The 21,091-nt window shown below is 38.0% G+C and carries 26 protein-coding genes; 5 read left to right on the top strand and 21 right to left on the bottom strand.

Annotated features, from left to right (window positions below; all coding sequences use genetic code 11):
• Positions 1 to 51 precede the first annotated feature (51 nt).
• Positions 52 to 486, top strand: coding sequence for an RrF2 family transcriptional regulator (locus tag CLOL250_RS01260; RefSeq protein ID WP_021944774.1), 435 nt, complete (start codon positions 52 to 54; stop codon positions 484 to 486).
• A 715-nt stretch (positions 487 to 1,201) separates the two neighbouring features.
• On the opposite strand, the gene CLOL250_RS01265 is transcribed toward CLOL250_RS01260, so the two are convergent.
• The 14 genes from CLOL250_RS01265 to CLOL250_RS01330 all read right to left on the bottom strand — a co-directional run bounded on the left by CLOL250_RS01265 (position 1,202) and on the right by CLOL250_RS01330 (position 12,849).
• Complete coding sequence (locus tag CLOL250_RS01265; RefSeq protein ID WP_008400127.1) at positions 1,202 to 2,251, bottom strand: S66 family peptidase; 1,050 nt, start codon at positions 2,249 to 2,251, stop codon at positions 1,202 to 1,204.
• 44 nt (positions 2,252 to 2,295) lie between these two features.
• Entirely contained in the window at positions 2,296 to 3,072 is a 777-nt protein-coding gene (locus tag CLOL250_RS01270; RefSeq protein ID WP_008400128.1) for a hypothetical protein, read from the bottom strand.
• Positions 3,073 to 3,281: 209 nt separating this feature from the next.
• Positions 3,282 to 3,659, bottom strand: coding sequence for a ribosomal maturation YjgA family protein (locus tag CLOL250_RS01275; RefSeq protein ID WP_274922219.1), 378 nt, complete (start codon positions 3,657 to 3,659; stop codon positions 3,282 to 3,284).
• 56 nt (positions 3,660 to 3,715) lie between these two features.
• Positions 3,716 to 4,312 (bottom strand): DUF6707 family protein, encoded by a 597-nt coding sequence (locus tag CLOL250_RS01280; protein WP_008400130.1) that lies wholly within the window; start codon positions 4,310 to 4,312, stop codon positions 3,716 to 3,718.
• A gap of 32 nt (positions 4,313 to 4,344) precedes the next feature.
• Complete coding sequence (locus CLOL250_RS01285; RefSeq protein WP_008400132.1) at positions 4,345 to 4,575, bottom strand: hypothetical protein; 231 nt, start codon at positions 4,573 to 4,575, stop codon at positions 4,345 to 4,347.
• A gap of 217 nt (positions 4,576 to 4,792) precedes the next feature.
• Entirely contained in the window at positions 4,793 to 5,203 is a 411-nt protein-coding gene (locus tag CLOL250_RS01290) for a VOC family protein (protein WP_008400135.1), read from the bottom strand.
• Positions 5,204 to 5,292: 89 nt separating this feature from the next.
• Positions 5,293 to 5,877: a hypothetical protein gene (locus CLOL250_RS13205; protein ID WP_049941073.1), complete on the bottom strand. Its 585-nt coding sequence runs from the start codon at positions 5,875 to 5,877 to the stop codon at positions 5,293 to 5,295.
• Between the two features lie 67 nt (positions 5,878 to 5,944).
• On the bottom strand, positions 5,945 to 6,355 hold the full coding sequence (locus CLOL250_RS01300; RefSeq protein ID WP_227572967.1) for a hypothetical protein: 411 nt from the start codon (positions 6,353 to 6,355) through the stop codon (positions 5,945 to 5,947).
• A gap of 285 nt (positions 6,356 to 6,640) precedes the next feature.
• The gene (locus tag CLOL250_RS01305; protein ID WP_243028957.1) at positions 6,641 to 7,012 is read right to left on the bottom strand and encodes a hypothetical protein; all 372 of its coding nucleotides are present in this window, start codon (positions 7,010 to 7,012) and stop codon (positions 6,641 to 6,643) included.
• 128 nt (positions 7,013 to 7,140) lie between these two features.
• Entirely contained in the window at positions 7,141 to 7,413 is a 273-nt protein-coding gene (locus CLOL250_RS01310; RefSeq protein ID WP_008400143.1) for a hypothetical protein, read from the bottom strand.
• 18 nt (positions 7,414 to 7,431) lie between these two features.
• On the bottom strand, positions 7,432 to 8,856 hold the full coding sequence (locus CLOL250_RS01315) for a polymorphic toxin-type HINT domain-containing protein (protein WP_008400145.1): 1,425 nt from the start codon (positions 8,854 to 8,856) through the stop codon (positions 7,432 to 7,434).
• Between the two features lie 288 nt (positions 8,857 to 9,144).
• Complete coding sequence (locus CLOL250_RS01320) at positions 9,145 to 10,398, bottom strand: ATP-binding protein (RefSeq protein ID WP_008400146.1); 1,254 nt, start codon at positions 10,396 to 10,398, stop codon at positions 9,145 to 9,147.
• A 439-nt stretch (positions 10,399 to 10,837) separates the two neighbouring features.
• Complete coding sequence (locus tag CLOL250_RS01325; protein WP_008400148.1) at positions 10,838 to 12,133, bottom strand: tyrosine-type recombinase/integrase; 1,296 nt, start codon at positions 12,131 to 12,133, stop codon at positions 10,838 to 10,840.
• 86 nt (positions 12,134 to 12,219) lie between these two features.
• On the bottom strand, positions 12,220 to 12,849 hold the full coding sequence (locus tag CLOL250_RS01330; protein WP_008400149.1) for a helix-turn-helix domain-containing protein: 630 nt from the start codon (positions 12,847 to 12,849) through the stop codon (positions 12,220 to 12,222).
• 171 nt (positions 12,850 to 13,020) lie between these two features.
• On the opposite strand from CLOL250_RS01330, the gene CLOL250_RS01335 reads away from it, so the two are divergent.
• From CLOL250_RS01335 to CLOL250_RS01355, 4 genes are all read left to right on the top strand, one after another.
• Positions 13,021 to 13,251, top strand: coding sequence for a helix-turn-helix domain-containing protein (locus tag CLOL250_RS01335; RefSeq protein ID WP_004843519.1), 231 nt, complete (start codon positions 13,021 to 13,023; stop codon positions 13,249 to 13,251).
• 140 nt (positions 13,252 to 13,391) lie between these two features.
• Complete coding sequence (locus CLOL250_RS01340; protein WP_005337289.1) at positions 13,392 to 13,706, top strand: hypothetical protein; 315 nt, start codon at positions 13,392 to 13,394, stop codon at positions 13,704 to 13,706.
• Positions 13,707 to 14,033: 327 nt separating this feature from the next.
• Positions 14,034 to 15,755: a MobA/MobL family protein gene (locus CLOL250_RS01350; RefSeq protein WP_044944578.1), complete on the top strand. Its 1,722-nt coding sequence runs from the start codon at positions 14,034 to 14,036 to the stop codon at positions 15,753 to 15,755.
• Entirely contained in the window at positions 15,694 to 16,440 is a 747-nt protein-coding gene (locus CLOL250_RS01355) for a DUF6040 family protein (RefSeq protein WP_008400155.1), read from the top strand. The genes CLOL250_RS01350 and CLOL250_RS01355 overlap by 62 nt, the downstream gene beginning before the upstream one ends.
• A 377-nt stretch (positions 16,441 to 16,817) precedes the next feature.
• On the opposite strand, the gene CLOL250_RS01360 is transcribed toward CLOL250_RS01355, so the two are convergent.
• The 7 genes from CLOL250_RS01360 to CLOL250_RS13610 form a co-directional block, all read right to left on the bottom strand.
• A complete protein-coding gene (locus tag CLOL250_RS01360; RefSeq protein ID WP_008400157.1) occupies positions 16,818 to 17,333 on the bottom strand; it encodes an immunoglobulin-like domain-containing protein in 516 nt (171 codons plus the stop codon).
• A gap of 56 nt (positions 17,334 to 17,389) precedes the next feature.
• Positions 17,390 to 18,262 carry a HAMP domain-containing sensor histidine kinase gene (locus CLOL250_RS01365; protein ID WP_008400158.1) on the bottom strand — a complete coding sequence of 291 codons (873 nt, stop codon included), beginning with the start codon at positions 18,260 to 18,262 and terminating at the stop codon, positions 17,390 to 17,392.
• Positions 18,208 to 18,666 (bottom strand): hypothetical protein, encoded by a 459-nt coding sequence (locus CLOL250_RS14040; RefSeq protein WP_274922220.1) that lies wholly within the window; start codon positions 18,664 to 18,666, stop codon positions 18,208 to 18,210. The genes CLOL250_RS01365 and CLOL250_RS14040 overlap by 55 nt, the downstream gene beginning before the upstream one ends.
• 32 nt (positions 18,667 to 18,698) lie before the next feature.
• On the bottom strand, positions 18,699 to 19,373 hold the full coding sequence (locus CLOL250_RS01370) for a response regulator transcription factor (protein WP_044944580.1): 675 nt from the start codon (positions 19,371 to 19,373) through the stop codon (positions 18,699 to 18,701).
• A gap of 464 nt (positions 19,374 to 19,837) precedes the next feature.
• Positions 19,838 to 20,074 (bottom strand): DUF6061 family protein, encoded by a 237-nt coding sequence (locus CLOL250_RS01375; protein WP_008400163.1) that lies wholly within the window; start codon positions 20,072 to 20,074, stop codon positions 19,838 to 19,840.
• Between the two features lie 321 nt (positions 20,075 to 20,395).
• The gene (locus CLOL250_RS13605; protein ID WP_008400165.1) at positions 20,396 to 20,602 is read right to left on the bottom strand and encodes a winged helix-turn-helix transcriptional regulator; all 207 of its coding nucleotides are present in this window, start codon (positions 20,600 to 20,602) and stop codon (positions 20,396 to 20,398) included.
• A 102-nt stretch (positions 20,603 to 20,704) separates the two neighbouring features.
• Positions 20,705 to 21,046, bottom strand: coding sequence for a TipAS antibiotic-recognition domain-containing protein (locus tag CLOL250_RS13610; protein WP_084770625.1), 342 nt, complete (start codon positions 21,044 to 21,046; stop codon positions 20,705 to 20,707).
• Between the last annotated feature and the right edge of the window lie 45 nt (positions 21,047 to 21,091).

The raw sequence follows: 21,091 nt of genomic DNA on the forward strand, positions 1-21,091 counted from the left end.
TCATAGAAAATTAGTATGAATTATGATCGTGTAATTTGGAGGTGTATTACATTGAAAATATCAACAAAAGGAAGATATGCATTACGGCTTATGATCTATATAGCAGCCAACTCTAATGGTAAGCCGGTCAGCATAAAGGATGTAGCAAAAAACGAGGATATCTCTGATAAATATCTGGAACAGATCATTTCTATATTAAATTCCGGCGGACTTGTCCGAAGCGTCCGTGGTCCACAGGGTGGCTACCTGTTACGAAAAGCACCGGAAGACATTACAGTCGGTGCAGTTCTTCGTCTGACAGAAGGAACGCTTGCCCCTGTTGCCTGTGTCGAAGAGGATGCGCCTGAATGTGAGCGTGAATCCATATGCTCCACCTACAATCTGTGGAAGCAACTCTACAGTGCGATCTGCAGTGTTGTTGACACAACCACCATCGCAGACCTCTGCAACAGCCGACCGGAAGCTGGCGATGAATACTGCATTTAGCCTGATACTCCAAGCAGCTGAATTGCTTATGCTCTGACACTAACAAAACTAGCATAGATTTCTATTTAATGCATATGCCTTATCCGCTTATGCTCCTGTGCAAACTCGCCCTACGGGCTCACACATGCACCCGCATTCGCTGGCAATATGCATTATATAACGAAATCTATGCTATTGTTTTGTTAGTGCCAGAGTATAACCAATCCAGCCGTTTTGTAACATCATAGGAAACTCAGTCGACTGCACTATCGATTTTTAAACGATGGGCTGTCGTGCACTTAAAAGATATTCTTATCAATAAACGCGTGATCAGCCTTATCACTAGAATGAAACAAACTTAAAAAATCCCCCTTGGGGTACTAAACTGAATTGAGATTATCTGTTTGGAACAGATAATCTCAACACAATGTTATTTTATATTTGTGAATCTCATATTTGTATCTATAAAAAATCTACCCGGCTGTTCACTGTTGTTGAGCCGGTTCAGATCGATAATAGACAAAAACATTCGTATAGGATTCGTCATGACATGCATATTGCCAGCGAATGCGAGTGCATGTCTGAGCCCGTAGGGCGAGTTTGCACATAAGCATGAGCGGATCAGGCATATGCATGAAATAGAATACTATACGAGTTTTTCTATTGTCGATTCTGAGCCAGATTAACACGGTGAACAGCCGGTTAGATTTTTATCCATAAATGTGAAATTCACACATTACTTCAACTTCATGTCAACCACAAGGTTATTTCCGGTGGCGGTGATGTTCGCATAGCTGCCGGAGATCAATGGCAGCATCGGTGCGATATGTCCAAGATCGGCATCCATGATAACCGGCACATTGTGGTGGGCGATAATATCCAGTACCGCATGATACTGGTCAAGCCCCATCATCTCCTGCCCATGCACCAGCGGACGTCCGATCAGAAACCCCTTCACATATCGGAACCATCCCGCATGCTCCATCTGCCACATAGCACGGCGGATCGCCATTACATTCAGATCACAGGCTTCTAAGAACCAGATGAAGCCATCCTCTTTATAGTGTTCCAGAAAATCTGTTGTTTTATCAAATTTCGTTCCAAGCAGATTCACCAGGCAGTCCATGCAGCCACCGATCAGTCTACCTGCCATGAATACTTCATCGACAGTAGTCGATCCATGCGTCGCATCCGTTTCATACAGGTGAAGTTCCTTCTGTTCAGTGATATTATATGGTGCAAGCGGATGTTCTTCATCCTTCAGGGATTCCTTCTCATATCCACGATATCCCTGCAGGCTTTTCTTCTCACCACAAAGCAGTGCAAATGTATCTTCTATCGATGCATGCCACGGCTCCATGCCAAATGCTGCCGCACATGGACCATAAACAGAAGCTGTATCACAGATCGTTGTCAGCAGATAAGTCAGATTCGTATTATCCGAATATCCCACAAACCATTTCGGATCTGCTTTCTTTAAGCGTTCAAAATCAATATGATCAAGAGTCTCACACATCAACTCTCCACCGCCGCAGGATATCAGAACATCATTTTTCTTTGATGTGTACATTTCATTAATCTCCTGACCGCATTTCTCCGGCGTATTACTGATACCGATACCACAGCCTTCATAACAATTCGGACCAAGCTCCGTCTGATAGCCCTTAGCATGGAATGTATCAAGTGCATGACCAAATGCTGTCCGATATGGTTCTATATTACAACCAAAAGATGGCGCAACAAAGCCAATCGTTCCACCTTTTTCTAAAAATTTCGGATATCTCATTTTTCTCCTCCTTTTAGCCTCATAAACTGGAATTTGTCTCTTTCTTACCCATTAGCAATCTGAACCAATTTATCAATTATAACTTGTGGTATCTCGCTATTTTCATAACCTTGTTTAATAGATTCGATTGCATTATCTATATCGTTATTCTTTGCATATAAAAACGCTCTGATATGACACATATACGGAACATATATATGGGGTAAAGTTACTATCCTCTGATTAAGAACAGTAATGGCATCATCAACTGTTTGTACATTATTTATCCACTCTCTTATCAGTGGGATATTTTTATCTATCACATTTTTTATATATTCCAATGCAAATTCTATATCGGACGTGTAGGTAGGTATTTGATATTGAAAACTTGTGCATTTCCTTGGATTATAAAATTCTTCCTTTGTATATCCACAGTCTTGTTCTCTTTCATCCTCTATGTGATTATACCAAGCATCAGCAATGTGTATTTTTACAGAACTTTCTGTCCGATGCCATGTCAACTTATTTTTACTATTGATATCAGGGATAAAATCATAATTATATCCCCAGCGCAAGTATATGTGATTTCCTCTTGGATAACATAATTCGACCACAAAACGCCGATTAGCACTCCATTCAGAGTGCCATTTTTTTATCTTTTCATTATATTTCAACCCGAATTCTTCTGACAACCTTCGAGATATGTATTCGTCATAAAGTTCTCTTTTAATATATTCATCACCATGTAAAAACTTATCTTTATACTCTTCTTGTGATAATATTTCATTTGATTCCCTTTTTTTTGAACAAAAACCCTTACTCAATACATCAAATAGACTCATAAGTAACCTCCATTATTGCAAATCATCTCTTGCTTAAATCCCGATTTAGTAAATCGTGATTTGGTATCGTTACATCCTATACTACCGAACACCAAAAGAATCCGTCCACAACAGCATATATCCACTACTAAAGGCAACCGCCTGAGAAGCTAAATCCGTGACAGAGGCACTGTAAAACGGAATCTGATCGCTTTTAAGAATTTCGATTTTTATCTCCTTCTTGCAGTATTTCGTACCAACACCTCATACACTCCAAGCAATATACACCCGGCGACATAGCACAGGATATCTTTCCAATCAAATACAGAACCGACCAAAACACTTAAGAATCGGTTATCCTGCCAGCCTAATACTTCCACAATATGGAACATCTGTAAAAATTCTACCAGTGCTGCAAAAATAAATACATACAGCGGCAACAATTTGCATCGCTCCGGTACAAATATTCTTATAAACGTATATATCACAATCACAACCAGCACATCACCAATATATGGTCTTACAAATGCATCATGTACATATAACGCAATCAACACCTCGGTCAGCAACAAAATCACAGTTGCTATTGCATATCCGATTCGCTTCATGTTCTTCTCCATTCAACAAATTATTTGAAGAGATTGTCATTTTTGCAGCTCTGGCACTACTTTACTTTTTTCAGATTCAACATATACTCTTCAATCAAACAATCAACCGTTTCTTTTTCCTTTACAAGATTCGGGAATAAACCGGTAGCTCCGTACCCTACCAAATTCATCAATCCAATCAGTCTCCATTCATTCGCAGATGTCACCGAATCTTCTCCTTCAATATTTTCCTTATAAGAACAAAACTCTACTGTGAATCGATTTCTTCGCTCCGCTTCCAATTCAGAATCTGCCGGCGGTAAAGTCGGAGGAAATCGCCACAGATTATCCATCTGCCTGATGAGTTCGTCTGCCTTCTCTGTCATATTTCTATTCTTGTAAATTTGAACTTCCAGTCCCCACATGAGTAGTATTCTATCCCAGACATTCCATACTCCCTTCCCCGGGAACTCCACTTCATGAGTAATTTCACATAACTTAAGAGCCTCGTCCTCACACCCATAAACATATAACCAATAGGCTAAGTGGCAAAGATTTTCAACATCCGATCCTCTATTAAACGAACATTTTTTTACCAGTTTCTTTGATAAGGACAAAACCTTCTTTTCTTTATGTCCCATCTGAATACTCTCAAACAATTCCTGATTCGTCATCTTTCCTTCTCCTCTCTCATAAAGTCGTGGTTTCAGTACCTTTTTGCCTCATTTTCCTCAAGCAATATTTCCGCATTTTCTGTTGAAAGTATTTGCTTTTTTACTATCTCAGTTTCAGGTGTCATAATAAAGCCCCTTTTCATGCTAATATAATAATGCATATCAGCACCATAAATGACGTCAATAAAATAAGTTACATTCCATGCATGATATCCGGTAATATATTCATGATCCGAATATTCTTCTATCTCATATAATTTCATACCGCTATCAGATGTGCATACCATAAACTTCCGCTTTATCCGTGTATACAATTAATCCGGATTATTTTCGACTTCATCCCAAAGTTCTTTGTTAAACCTTATTACCCGGGCTAACGATTTCATATCCAATTGCTCTGTCTTGAGTCCATAACCACTGACTTCATACTCATATGTCATTTCAACCTTGGCACCATTTTTTATTAAGTTTTGGATAAAATTATAAATCTTTTTGCTCGTATACCTTATTCCAAGAACCAATCTCAATCAAATTACCTTCTGGATCGGCGATATAACAAGTTCTTTGTCCCCACGGTTCAAGCTCTGGTTCTAATACAGACGTTGCACCATTTTTTATAGCATTGTTGTATGCCATATCAACTTCCTCAAAAGTATCAACATAGAGTGCAATTTCGCTATGACCATTTAGACCTTTTATATACTCATACCTTCTGTGTGTCATGTTTTCAAAATCTTTTCTTCCATATAGCAAAAACAATGTTCCATCCTTAACAAGATAAACATTTGATGTGTCTTCGCTTTCTTTAATCTCAAAGCCAAGAACATCTCTATAAAAGCGAATCATTTTCGCCATATCTTCAACAAATAATCCAAATCCATCTAATCTCATAGTCCACCTCCGTATATTCCAATTTTTCTTTCTAATCAACTATCCAGCAAACTCGGAAATTATCAGTTAGATAAATGATAAAATTGTTCTTAACTTAAATCAAGAGTTGTATAGCCAAACTCGTTGATATGTCTTTGCAAATTATGAAAATCTATCATGTTTTTATTTTTCCGAAATAGTCCTTTTTTATTAAACAATATTTTAGTATGTGCGTATGTGCTATACAATTCGATATATGGCGGTTCGGCAGTGATATTTCTTTCTCCGATACAGTTTCCTCTACTGTTGGGATATTTCCGATTGAAATTTATAGTACATTCTTTGTATGTCAACCAATGCAAATCACTAAATTTTATTCCATGCTCATCAATAGAAACAATATTCTCGTAGGAGACTTCTTTAACCTCAAGATGGAAATAATGATGTTTTGATTTAAAATACTCGACAGCTGCATTGATATGTTCCAGAAAAAATGCGATTTGTTCCTCCGTCAAACTACATTCCCATGGATAGTTGTTAGCCATTCCTGTTTTCCCGTATTGATATGCTGCCATACTATATTTTATTTCCGGTTTTATCCATTTTACAATCAGAAAATCGTTTTCCTCAAGCAATATTTCAGCGTTTCCTGTTGAAAGAATTTGTGCTTTTATTGCCTCTGTTTCAGCTGTCATAAATAAAGTTCCTTTCCTAACAAATACCAATTTCTTAGTTTTAAAAACGCTTGATATCATTTTATATTCATTGTGAATCTTCTAAATACACTATACATCTGTTAACATCTTTTGGAGAATAAAAAACCGGAACTTTCTTCTTCATAAACAACTTTTTGTCACTTTGAAGCATATTCTCTAACTCTGGTTCTATTCCTTCTTCGTAATCTCCATAATGCCCGATCGTGAAGCGGCACTCATGTTCCATATTATCTTTTGTCTTAAATATAATATGAGCTTCGGTATAGGGCTGGTTAAAATCATTAACTAACGTTACATCTTCGATGATCCCCTCGACCAGATTCCATTTTATAATCACGGAAAATCGATTGACCAAATAGATGATAGGAATAATTGCAAAGAGAGCAGCTAAAAAAAGCCATCTGTTAAAAAGTCCGGCAATGATTCCGGGGATAGCCGTTATAAGCACCGCAATCATACACCTTTTACATGTTCTCTTTAATACTTTACTTTTGTATTTCCCCATTATCTTTCAGCTTTCCTTACAATTTCACCATCATGTCGGATTCATATTTTATAATCGTTGAAAATCAAAGTATTACAAACACTACTACCAAACATCCAACGAATCCCACGAACCACGGTATTATAAAAGATAGAAAATTTGCTTTATTTTTTCGAAGCAGAATCATTGCGGTTATCATTATGGCTAACCATGCGAACATAATAAAATATCCAAACAAAAGATAAACTACAGGACCGGTCAAAATTTAAAGAACCAGAAAAGCTTCCCGCCATATGGATTTTTCTTACTGAGCAACCGTGCCGAAACTGTATGGAATAATAAAAATGCACCGCTTATGATCGTCATCACCAGTTCAAACTGTGATACGACCGACATGGAATTATCATTATAGCCTATATAAACATTCTTACTGCCCAGAATGCTGCAATTTCCCTCATACCAGAACACATCGGCACCATTGACCGGTGAATCCGCCTTAATCTGCAGCACCGTATAAGTTGGCCGAATGCCTTTCCCATAACGTGATTTGTAATTTCTGACAGCATTTCCGCTATGTACCTTAACATGATTGGAGCTCTGCCGGGAGCTTTGATATGTTACAGTTCTCATCGAGTTTTATAGCTGATAAAGAAAGACTGAACGCCTCTTGTAATTGCCCATTATAAAAGGAAGTTTCCGCATTTGAAATTAATTCTGCAAGTTGATCTTTTTTGTCCATTGGCATCCAAATCATCCCCTTACGTAACATCGGTTTTTTTCAGTTCGTTTATTATCTCTATATCATAATCATTTGGAGCATCACTGAATGCTTTTTCTGCTAAAGTGACAGCTTCTTTTGAAATCGTAACCTCATTAGCTAAAACGTTCTCCAAAAAATTTTCAAGAGCCACCCGTTTTTCTCCATATTTCGCCAGTTCTTCAGCATCTTCCACAAGAGCATTCACAAGAGAGTCGTCATGAAATTGCATAGAGATATTTTTGAAGAACATATCATATGCGTCTTTTACCATTTTAATCTCCTCTCATAATTAGCGATTAATAGGAAAGCCAGTTACTATCCCTTCACCGCCTGGTTCAACAATCACTCTAATATCTAAACTATGGTTTTGTCCTTCAACAGTAAATCTAACTGGTCTACCATTTCTTGTGGTAAGAGGAGCGTTTGGATCTGGACCACCAATAGTTTTCGGTGCATTTCGACCACTTCCTGGACCTGTAGCTTGTTGCCAAATTGATTTTGGACTATTCGCAACATCTCCGACAGCCTTAATAGCATTATCATCGGACCAAGTATCTGGAAAAGCACTATTGCCAAATCCGCGATTTGGACCGTGCCCAGGATCATCTGGACCTTCGCCTTCAAGAATATGTCGTCTTCTATTATCACTAACTTTACATTCGGTATTGTGAACCCATACGGTATTTCTTCCAACAAAATATGTATGTGAGTTTTCAACCTGAAAATTATATACATTTACAGATATTTCGAACTCTTCAATCTTATACTTTTCGATTAATAAATCATCACCATTAACGCTAACAAGCTTATCACCCACAAGGAGTCTACCAGCCTCAATAAAGCCTCTGCCCTGCACATAAAATGGATGATTGTCTGTGGTGATGACTTCTTCACCATTGATTACAAGATGAACGAGTTTGTCCACCTTGCGGACATATGTTTCAAGGACAGTTTTTTCACTTGTTTCAAGCGTATCAGGATCAGTTGAAATAACCTTATCACCAGGATTTATCTTTTCAATAGCGAGCAGACCAGCAGTTGTAAGTACCAATGTACCAGCAACAAAGCACGCCATATTCTGAGAAGCAGCACCTGAGAACGAAGATACCAAGCTTACCCCCATCTGGAACTTGTTGTATACATCGCTCTGATGCATTTTGTTGTTAAGTTCCGTGATTGGGTTATTAGGATCAATCATCCCCAATCCTAATGATACCATGTCAAAACCATCCATACTATTAGAAATGGCCCCGCTGATTTTAGAGGTTGTCTGGATTGCGTTTCCTAATTTAGAACCGCAGGTTATGAATTTGCCGGCGATTCCGCCTACGCCGCCCAAGGCACCACCCATTATGGCACCATCTAATGCACCTTGGGCAAATCCTTCTAGGAATGAGCCTCCTGTTAGCATACTGGTAATTCCGCCAATCAAGCCACCGGTCAAAGCACCTTTTAAAGCTCCGATAAGAATGCCAGTGCCTATACCCTGTAAGCCAGGAACACAAATGCAGACAACAGCCACTACGATTTCAATTACCAGAACGATCTCTTTCCAGTGATCTTTACACCACTGACCGACCTTTTTCAAACCTTCGCAAAATTTTTCCCAGTCGGTCTTTTCGCAGTCAGGCTTAAGATAAGAGTATTGTTTGTAAAAGTCCTTCTTAGCACGTGAGATTTCGGATGATGCCGAATTATCACGATCTACCGTCAAGTTAATAAACTCATCGACTTCTCTTTGGGTTGCTTCGAGACCCGCAATCTGCTGTTCTTGTGTCTGAGAAGAGGTTCAAAAACAGTTAACTTCTAAATCAACTGTTTTTTGAAAGGTCGTTTCATCAGATTCTTATAGCAATCCAGCAAATAATCTCATAAATAATTGTCCCAGTCGCAAATATGCACTTCGTCCGGTTTGATATTGGTCTGTCACATCACGACATTCTCCCAGCGTGTTCACTCTTTTTTGAAATAGAACAACACCACAGCAACAACTCAAATCGACTTAAAATTCCAGACTATTCGCATTCAGCAAGAAATACTTCATTCCCATGATGACAAAACCTTCATCATTTCTCCAAGGCTTTTTGCTGCCATTTACAATGACGATCTTCTTGAAAGAGTCCGGGATATTACGCAGAGAATTGAACTCCTGCGTCTGTTTTTCTTCCGAAGTCATGTCATATGCAACCTGGATATAGTATCTCTGGTTTCCTTGATTCACCACAAAGTCAACCTCCAACTGCTTGCGAACACGTTTGCCCTCTTTATCCTTATCGAAGATATCCACGACACCCACATCAACATTGTAGCCACGGATCAACAGCTCGTTATAAACAATGTTCTCCATGATATGAGTAGGCTCCTGCTGTCTGAAATTCAGACGTGCATTTCTCAGTCCCAGATCCGTAAAGTAGTATTTCAGATTTGCACCGATATACTTTCTGCCCTTAATATCGTATCGGCTTGCCTTGGAAATCAAAAAGGCATCTGTCAAATAGTCGATATGCTTGGAGATGGTTTTATTAGCATAAGTCATCTGACGCTCACTGGCAAAGGTATTGGCAATCTTTGAAGGGTTGGTCGGTGCACCGATTGCAGATGCAAGCACATCAACCAGAATCCCAATCTCATCCACGTTCTGAATCTTATTTCTTTCAATAACATCCTTCAGATAGACATTTGCAAAGATGTTCTTCAGATAGTCTGCTTTCTGTCGTTCGCTCTGGAAACTTACGATCTGCGGCAATCCTCCGTAGATCATGTAGTCATCCCATGCATCATCATAATCGCCGTCATAGACAGAATAAAACTCTGCAAAGGAGAGAGGGTAGATTCTAATCTCATCACCTCTGCCACGGAATTCGGTCACAATGTCGCTGGACAGGAACTTGGAATTACTTCCGGTGACATACACATCAATATTGCTCATGCGGAGCAGGCTGTTCAGCACTTCCTCAAATTGTGACATAAACTGCACTTCATCAAGAAGCAGATAGTATTTGCCATCGTCTTTCATGGCATCTTTGATGTACTTGAAACACACCTTAGGATCTCTTAGTTCCTCATTTTCAATACCGTCCAATGCAATCTCAATAATATGATCAACATCAACGCCGTTCTCCAGTAAGTATCTCTTAAAGATGGTAAACAGCAAAAAGGATTTGCCACATCTACGAATGCCGGTAATCACCTTTATCATTCCATTATCTTTTCGCAGGGTCAGCTGCTGTAGGTAAGCGTCTCTTTTAATCTCCATCGTTACGCTCCCCCTTTCCGTGCATCTGCACACTTTTTAGTAATGAGATCCTATCACAGAACGACCTGAATTTCAATATGCATTCCCATTTTATGTGCATCTACACACTTTTATGTAATGTTGATAAATATATTTTCAGATTTTTTTGATTGCAGTGTCTATAATCGACTACTCCAATCGTTATTATAGGTAAACAACAAAAAAAAGATGGTTTCGATGTTTCATTAAATATGTTCGTTAGTCTTTTACACAAAGGATTCTATCTCCTCTGCGCCCTAATGCTTTTCGGATTCAGTTCAACAAACTGGACTTTATATAATTATTCCTCTAACTTTCCCCATTTTATAGGCTTTCCTGCCTGTCCATTAGTGAAATGATATGTAGTTTCCCTTATTTTTGCCCTTATGAGATAATCACAAGGGAAATAAGGGAATTTTTTTTAATCATTGCCTACCACTTTATCAAGAAGCCGAACCGATTTTCGTTTCGCATCTCTTGTGGAGTGAGCATAGACATTCATTGTGGTACTTACATCTGAGTGTCCTAATAATTCCTGCACATCTTTTGGAGCAGCTCCATTTGCCAAAAGGTTGCTTGTATAGGTGTGACGTAACTGGTGGAAATGAAAGCCTTCAAATCCCTCTAATGTTTTTGCCACCTTTCTGCATACCGTCCCCAAAGTAGTCGGAAGTTCCAGACAACCATCCGGTCTTAAGCAGACGAAAGAAATTTCTTTATAATCTGCCGGGACTTCCTCTGTTCTGTCTAAGCAGTAATATTCGTAGTACACTCTGTTTTTCTCTTTGACCTCTTTGTAGTAGTTCGTGTGATAAAGTTCTCCGTACTGCATTCGATTTTTTAACTGCTCTTTCCGGGCATTGCGGAAAATCTCTACCAGCGTATCTCCAAAATCAACAATCCTCACTTTTTTCCGCTTGGTTGGTCCGATGATATATTTGCGCTTTGAGCCATCATATCGGATGCTGCGTCTTATGGTAAGGCATTGTTCTTCCAGATTTACGTCCTGCCATGCCAAACCACAGGCTTCTCCAATACGAAGCCCGGCATAATAGGCTATCTGGATTGGAAGTATTGCGGCTGGGTTCTTTTTTTGAAGATACGCAAGCAGTCTTTCATAATCTTCTCGTGAAATTGGTTGGATATTTCCGTCCATGTCCTCATCCGAAAACAAATCAACTTCGTCCGTCTGATACCGCAGTTTAATATACTGCATGGGATTGAACGTAATATACTGTTTTGGAAATACTGCAAAGCGGAAAGACTGCTGCATGACTGCGGAAAAAGAATGGATGTAATCTTTGCTGTAACCCTTTCTCTCTTTTCCATCGGGATGAACTCCCCCGAAGGAAAGCAAATCAAAGAAAGATTGCAAATGCTCAGAGGTTACATTTTTTAATTTCCGTTCTGCCAGCGGATGTTTCTTAATATTTCGGATTGTTCCGAGGTAATTCTCCACAGTACCATTGCTGAGCGTACCTGTTTTTAATTCCTCCTCTGCCCACACATCCAGAAGTTGTCCGACTGTGAGATTTTCCGCTTTGGCAACAAATTTCTTTTTCTCATAATCATCCATTGCCTGACGGAGCAGCTTTTCAGTTTCACTTTTGCTTTCTGTTCCAACGCATTCTTTCTGAACAAGATTGCCGCTTGCGTCCTCTACATAGAAGCGGTAGTACCATTTCTTTCCTTTTTTTCTTACAGATCCTTTTGCCATAATCGTATGTCTCCTTTCGATATTAGACAATCGGAACTGATGAAATGCTTCGTGCGTGTAAGTATATCATAACTCCGGTTGTCTTACTATACCGATTCGGAATCTTCGTATAAGACTTCTGATAAAAGATTTGCAAGCCTTTGTTCTGCTGTTTTTGGTTTCTTGGAATAGAGCCTTACAACGTCTGCCATCTCATTAAAAGCATTGATGGTAGGAGTGATTTCCCTTAAGAACATAATCTCATTATATTCATCATTCGATTCAAACCCTATTGTTTTGGCAATATCCGTCTGACCATCATTCCCCTTGAAGTTTTTGCAGGCGAACTGAAAGGAATCCAAAAACAGACCATATTGTTTTAACATCAGCAGTAATAAATCTTTTGAAAAAGCATCTTCTTCTTTGGTAAGGGCAAGCGGTAACTGTTCCAGAATATCTCCCATCGCATCACGAATCTGTAACTCTCTCTTATCCGTAATGTCGGTTTCATATTCATCTGTTTCCCCTTTGAGCCATTCCACAGATACATGAAGTGCTTCCGAAAGACCTTCCAGCACCATTTTTTTCGTATTGTCAATCGAACCATTCTCATAACGCAGGATTGTAGAAGCGGTAACCCCCATCTTTTCTGCGACATAAGGCTGTGTCAGATTCAATTCCAGACGGCGCTGTTTTATTCTGCTCCCTATCAGCTTGCGTAATTCTTTATCTTTCATGCTGACTGCCTCCTTTTTCGGTATGTATGAATTATAGCATTGTTTTTTCAAAATTGCAATATGCAATATAATATTTGCTTTTAATATTTCGTAACGCTTGACAAAAAGATGTGAAAAGGATATACTTACATCACAAGAATTGCATAATGCAATTTATAAGGAGGTGATTATATGACGCAAAGAAAAATTGCATTATCCATCGAAGAAGCTGCTGACTATACGGGAATCGGCAGAAACACCTTAAGACAGCTTGTAGAATGGAAGAAACTTCCAGTATTAAAGGTTGGTCGCAAAGTCCTGATTAAAACCGATATTCTGGAAATGTTTATGGAAGCGAATGAAGGTCGTGATTTGAGGGATAGAGGAAATGTAAAAGCCGTAACAAGAACTGCGGCAAATTAAAAAGGCGGCTTCCAAAGAAACCGCCAAAGGTTCTATCAGACCGAAGCCATGATATACCTACACGCAAGAAGATTATACCATGTGCTTCTTCTGATACGCAACCAAGAACTTATGTTTGCAAGAGAAAGGAGAATGTAATAATGGCAAAATCAACAAAAAGTTATGAAGAACGAATGCTTGAAATGGAAAAGAAAGAGCAGGAAAGCCTTGAAAAGGCGAAAAGATATGCAGCACAGAAGAAAGAACTTCTGAAGCGAAAGAAAGCCGAAGAAAGTAAAAAACGAACCCATAGGCTCTGTCAGGTTGGCGGTGCGGTGGAATCCGTTCTTGGTTCGCCTATTGAGGAAGAAGACATCCCAAAGCTGATTGGTTTTCTGAAAAAGCAGGAAGCCAACGGGAAATTTTTCTCAAAGGCAATGCAGAAAGAAACAAATACCGATATGGAGGAAGTGTAATGGCGGAGGGGATGAGGTTTTCATTCCCTTCATTGCTTTTTTATGAAGGGCGCACTTATGGACAACCAGAGGTCGTCCCAATAAGTTTGCCACAAGTGGCAACCGGTCTGCGCTCACGCTTGCCGGGCTCGTTCCGTCGGCGGGGCTTTCAGCCAGACCTGCTCATGCCGCAGGAGGCACTCTTCGCCAGAGGGGCGCATTCCATGCAGGCTGCTATGCGCAGGGCACTCTTACGCAGAGGGCGTTCCGGCAATGCTGCTTTTCCTAAAACCGAAAGCAATGTTGCCGGAAATCTATGCCGGATGTGCAGAAAGGAGGCATCCAGACATGGCGATTTTTCATTACACAGTCAAAATAGTCGGACGTAGTAAAGGGAAATCTGTTATCTCCGCTTCCGCATATCTCAATGGGGATGTGATGAAAAATGAGGAAACCGGGCGAATCAGTTATTACACTTCTAAAAAAGAAGTGGTCTACACCAGTCTGATGATGTGCGAAAACGCACCTCCTGAATGGCAGATAGTACCAGAGGAAAATATAAAACGCTTTCAGAAATCTGTCCGATACAAAAAGTCAGCAGATAAAGAAGCTGCTTTAGAAAAATTTAAAATCACATTTCAGAAACAGAGGTTATGGAATGAGGTATTGAAGATTGAAAAAAGTGCGGATGCCCAATTTGGCAGGTCATTTGAATTTGCCCTTCCCAAAGAATGGAACAGACAGGAACAAATTCAATGTACAACTGACTATATCCAAAAAACTTTTGTAGATAGAGGAATGTGCGCTGATTGGAGTATCCACGATAAAGGGGATGGCAACCCCCATGTCCATCTGCTTCTGACTATGCGTCCTTTTAACCCGGATCATTCTTGGGGAAAGAAAGAAGTCAAGGATTGGGATTTTGTCAGAGATAAAAACGGAAATATCGTGATTGATGAATCCCATCCGAACTGGTGGCAGGATAAGAAAAACCCTGACCGTCATGGAATCCGTATCCCTGTATTAGACGAAAACGGAATTCAGAAGATTGGTGCAAGAAACCGCCTGCAATGGAAACGGGTGCTGACCGATGCTACTGGATGGAACAATCCAAAAAATTGTGAACTATGGCGGAGTGAGTGGGCAAAGGTGTGTAATGAACATCTTTCTTTGCATAATCAGGTCGATCACCGTTCTTATGAAAAACAGGGAAAACTCCAGATTCCTACCATCCATGAAGGTGCTGACGCAAGAAAGATTGAACAAAAGTTTCTTGTCGGGCAGGAAATAAAAGGTTCGTGGAAAGTAGCGGAAAATCAAATCATAAAACAACAAAACACGTTATTGCAAAAGATACTGGACACCTTTGGGAAAGTATCAGGTGCATTATCATTATGGAAGGAGCGATTAAATGACATTAGAAGAAAGCCGGGAAATTATACCCTTAATGGAGTCCATGATTGGGCAAATCGAAGAACAGCAGACCTTAATGGCAGAAATGCTTCTGGAAATGCAGAACCGGGACACCCAACTCTCTCTTATGCAGGAACAGAATCAGAAATTGCAAAAATTAAACAGCGAGTTATCCGAGCTGCTCAACATTTTGCCAAATACCGAGGAACTGCTTTCCAAGATGGAAGAACAGAAAACGAAGATAGAACTTTTGGAAAACGAAAATCAGCAATGGCAGAAATTGGCACAGAATCTGAACAGCGAAAACAGTTTATTGCTGAAACAGAACACCGAATTGCTGAACTGGAACAGCAAATAAGGAAAGGACGTGATATAGATGAACGAATCCAGAGAATCAAAGAACGCCGAACAGTTGGAAGAACTTCTGCTCTTGACCGAGGAGATACAAGAAGAACTGGAACAGAAAGACCAGCTTATCGTGGAACTGAAGACGCAGCTCAGCGAATCTCTGACCTTGAACGAGAAATTAAACAAAGAGAACAGAGCCGGGAATATTCAAGCATTAAAGAACGACTTGAAGCTGGCAGACAGAGCATTGCAGATCGAGAAAGAGAAGCTGCGAAGCGCAAACGTCACGATAGGGGAATGTCAAGATAAAATACGATGCTTAACACAACAACGGGATTATGCCCGGACACATCAGAAAATCGTAGAGATACCGGTAGAAAAGCCGGTACTCTATGAAAAATGTGAAGCCTGTGACCGGACAGCCTATCAGAATGAAAAAGCGAAATACGAAACACAAAAAGAGCGACTTGCAGGACAGTATAAAGCAAAAACGGTAATATTCCAAACAACCTTGTTCCTTCTTGCATGGTATTCGCTGACAACCACTCTTTTTCAGGCAGTACAGTCAGATGTGTTCCTTTCCGATTGTAAATCATTCTTCCATGATGCAGCGTCATTCATACAAACTTTTATCGGATGGACGATTGCTGCCGGACATTCTGCGGCACAGATTAGTACCAAAATTCCAAATGCGTTTATAGCCGAAATCATATATTGGTTATTGCTGATATTGGTTGTCGGAATATGCGTAGCAGGAACAGGGATACTGGTGATACTGATAGAAATAAAGGTTATAGAATTATATAAGAAAAACTGTTGGGATTTTATTACTCTACTGATGATACTGACAAGTGCTGCTGTCATCATTTATTTTGGAGAATCCATCAAAAAAACACTGTCAGTAAATCTTCTATTGCTTTTTGTACTTTCGCAAGGAGTATATGTTGGACTTAGATGTTATTTGAAAAATCAGTTAAATACCAAGCTATATTGATCAAAATATGATAAAAAACGTATAAAAGCAGGGGATAAAAACACACATCGTCCCCTGCTATTATATTATCCTTTTCCAATTTCTAGTAGGATATGCCTGTTTCATTATGCTTTTTTAAAAGCCTTAGTTTGAATGCTTTACTGTATTTCTTCCTAGACATAAATATGCTCCACATGGTACATAAAAAAGGACATGGCAATACCTCCTTGATACCACCGTATCCTTGAAAAAGGGCGACTTTAACACACCCTCCGTATTCTCATTTTTACAAAAGAAAACGGCGGTTTTGATTGTTATTTCAAAACCGCCGTTAAAATGGCATGAGAACTTTCTACTTCATAAGCGGTTTTTTTTCATGCTTATGAAGTAGAGAATTTTTACCTTATCGTAAATTCGCAAGATAAATTATATGTATCGTAATCCCAATCTCTTTCACTTTCAAAGAACGCAAATTGTTTAATCAAACGATAGTGTCCAGCAGGCAATTCTCCATAAAAACTTTTAACATCAATTTCTAATGTTAATCGTTCGTTAGGCTTAATAAAGCAATCCTTTTCATTGCTCTTTGAGGGGTCATCAAGCTGTTTAAGTTGATACCAAGTGCCGGATTGTTCAGCTTCTATTTCAAAATAATCTGGTGAATATTGGTATTCTTTATCAGAAGTATTTTCTATTAGAAATGAAAGGTGCTTTAAGTCTAAATCCTTTTCTGTACTCATTGAAATCTTCAAATCGCCCAAAGTGTCAAGCGCTTCTTCACTTCCATAAGGAGAAACCTCATATTCTTCGGAATAATCTTGTACTACATGATTATCACTGTCCTTTGCTTGACTACACCCAACAATACACACCAATAACAATAAGGTTAGAAACATACATATTATTTTTTTCATTTGTCCTTATCTCCTTTCTTTTAAATTTATAATAGCAATAAAATGTCTATTTTCAATCAACTTTCATTGCAATTTATTTTCACTGTAACACATGCTCCCCCTGCTTTATTATTAGCAATTTGGATATTTCCGCCATGTCTTTCACTTAAAATCTTACTAATATTCAGCCCTAACCCCAAATGTTCAGTAGCTATATCTTTCGATGATTTATAAAATGGTAATGTCGCCTTTTCAATATCAATATTTTTAAACCCGCAACCATCGTCTGAAACAGATATAACTAAATTATCATTCTCTATTACTACGCTAATAGCAATATCACTTTTTGCGTATCTAATACTATTAGAGAGTAAGTTTTCATAAATCTGCATGACTGTATCTAAATTGATAAACAAGGTTATATTATTACCGCTTGTAGTAATTGAAAAATGTTTGTCATAACAAAGTGCTTCTGCTGTGTTATTAAAATTATCAATAAGTGAATGAAATGTAATCTGTTGTCGTGGAATATCAATATCCTCTAACCTGTATAAGTTCGTCATAGCATTTACATATTTTTCAAGACGTGAAATATTTTTTGACATTACTGATATTTCATCTAATATTTCTTGTTGTGATACTAAGCCTTTGGGAATAAAGGAAAGCAGCATAGTAGCATGACCCTTTAGTAAAGTCAAAGGAGTGCGTAAGTCATGCGAAAAAGCAGCATTTAGACGGCGCTGTTCAGCAAATTGTCGAAACATAGTTTCATTATTTTTCGACAAACAGTCTTTCATTTTTTCAAAGGCATGACAAAGTTTCCCCATTTCATCATTTAATGGATATGATAACGTAAAATCTAAGTCATTTGCTTCAATTTTATGATACGCATTAGTTAATAGCTTAATAGGTTTCGATAATTTTTTTTTATAAAAAATGTTACACAACATATCATACTAATAGATAATACGATAGGAATAATTGCAATATTTAATGAACCTAAAGCACTGTCAATAAGCCTATCCCGGTTTGTAAAATTAGGTAAAACTTCGATATATGAAACATGGTTCGGATAGACATATTCGTGTACTGGGCGTTCTTTTTGATAATCAACATTGAACTTGCATATCTCGTTTCCTTTCGTGTCAAATATTGTGTATTTTGTTTGGTCATTACTATAAGTGGCGGTAAATGAGCCATTTTCCGGTATATCATACCTCGTTGACAGATTTTCATACTTATAGTTTAAATTTATTCTGTATCTGTCAACCATTGAAATTAAAAGTATACAAATAATTATTCCAATCAACAACGAAAACAAAGCATAAAGAACAAAGGTCATTCTAATACTCATGCTATTTAACCGATTGAACAATCTGCTTCTCTTTAATTTTTCCATCTATATCCGCACCCCCAAACAGTTTCAATGTAAGGTCTATCGCCTAAAGATAAAAATTTTGCCCTAATACGTCTGATATGTTCTGTAACAACTGTATTATCACCAATGCCGTCTAATCCCCAAACTTTTTCATAAATAGTTTCCCGGTCAAAAACAATTCCTTTGTTTTGCGAAAGGAAAGATATTATATCAAATTCCTTTTTGGTAAAAGCCATATCCTTATTATGATAAAACACAATACGTGAGGAATAATCTATAACCATATCTTCATCAAATTGCACCTTTGAAGATATATTGTGTCTTTTTTCTCTGCGAAGATGTGCTGCAATGCGAGCTTCTAATTCATCAACAGAAAATGGTTTTATTACATAGTCGTCTGCGCCAATAGAAAATCCTTTTATTTTATCACTATCTTCAATGCGTGCTGTTAAAAAAATTATAGGGCATGAAACATAATCCCGTATCCTTTCGCAAACAGTAAATCCATCTATATCTGGCATATTGACATCTAACAAAATAATGTCAGGTTTTTTTTCTACTTCTTTTAATGCAGCATTTCCTGCTGTTGCAGTATATACCGTATATCCAAGTTTGCTGAAATAGCAATACAGCATTGATACAATTTCTTTTTCATCGTCTACAATTAAAATACTCTGCGCCATAAATATGCCTCCATTGTGAATATCTGATTTAAGATTATCAAACAAAAATCTATTTCTAATCAATTTCTTTAATTTTCGATGTCATTAGTTATTATATATGGCAATATGAGTTGTAGCAACCTTACTCTACATGTTTTATGCTCTATTACTATCCACACTATGATGTGTGTAATCATATCCCGAAAGCCATACCAAACAAAGCAGTCTATGGCAGATTTAGAAATAAGTCCTATGATTATTGAAAAATAAGAAAATATAAAAATTAGAGTGAAGTAATTATATTACAAAAATGAAAAACGGGAGATACACAGATATTGTGCTATCTCCCATATTGTTTTTAGTGTCATATCAAGGCTCATTTATTAGTGGTAAAATTAGCGTTTTTCTATATTTCTCAAAATGCTTGAAAGTAAAGTGTTCATATGGATAATCGAAAATCAGATATAAACTTTTGTTTAAATTGCCTATAATTCAAGTGAATCTTCTGCATCCACCCACATCTGTAAATTGCCATCAAGATATAATCTTGCATATTCCAAAGGCTCATCCACAGCCAATGAAGTAAGCGCACATTCTGATCCATATGTGGTTTTTAAATTTTTTTCAGCTTCCCAACAATTAATGCGAAGCATATATCCGGCACTTGTGTAAACATCAATACTATCGTGGTTTATGTTGTATTCTGCATAAATTGTTCTCATTGTATCTTATCTCCATTTTTTAATAATCATTTACAGAGTTAAATATCGAAAACATTTCATTCAGTTCACCATGTCGTTATTGTTATATGTTATACTATGTACGAATTTTTCTTTCCCTTAATTTTTCCCATATTAAGGTTCATGAAAACCAATGAGAGAATATAATACAAGGGAAAGAGTAAGGGAAAGTTCACTTGCTACAAACTTAGTATTTTCAAGGGTTTGTGAGGAATTTGATAATCAAATATAACAGTTATTAAATTTCCTAAAATAAGTGAAATATCAACTGGAATTGTTCAAGCTTTTCAAATACTAACGTCCTTAATTCTGTTCAATAATTGATTTATAGTAGTTACCAAAGTCAGCAAGTGAATTAACAATTGGAAGCATTTTTGTTCCGAGTTCCGTTAAGCCGTATTCAACTCTCGGTGGCTGCTCATGGTAATCGTGGCGATATGCCAGCCCATCACTCATCATTTGTCTTAAACTATCTGTCAAAACCTTTTGTGAAATACCATCTATCCCCAAAAATTATTTGTTGTCACAGCAATTCCTAAAGGTATTATTGCAATCCCCAATAACTCAATCTTAATTCCTTTCATCGCAAATACCTTCGTTACAAACTTGAATTTACCTTCCGCTCATATAAAATATATCAATAGCTTTACTTGCAAACTCTGCTGTGCCAACTCCTCCAACATCATCAATATTTTCCGTAAGTTCTCCTCCACCGGCATACATTCTTCCAAGACCGCATAAAATCTTATCAGAACATGTATAAAAATGATCTGTAATGTAATCCTGAAGTTTCCTTACCTGCAACTGCACCTGTTCATCTTCTGGGTCCATTTCTTTCATTTGTCCGAATTCAACAAATAATTGCATAAACTCATTTGCAACAGTAGCTTCATCGTCTTTCGTCCAGTTCTTTGTTTTCTCTTCAAACTCCTTATACTCAGAGGTTTGTCTTATACCGAAACATCATTACCCCATCTGCTCCTATACCCATCCTTTCTC

The sequence above is a fragment of the Clostridium sp. L2-50 genome (assembly GCF_000154245.1).
Lineage (GTDB): Bacteria > Bacillota > Clostridia > Lachnospirales > Lachnospiraceae > Coprococcus.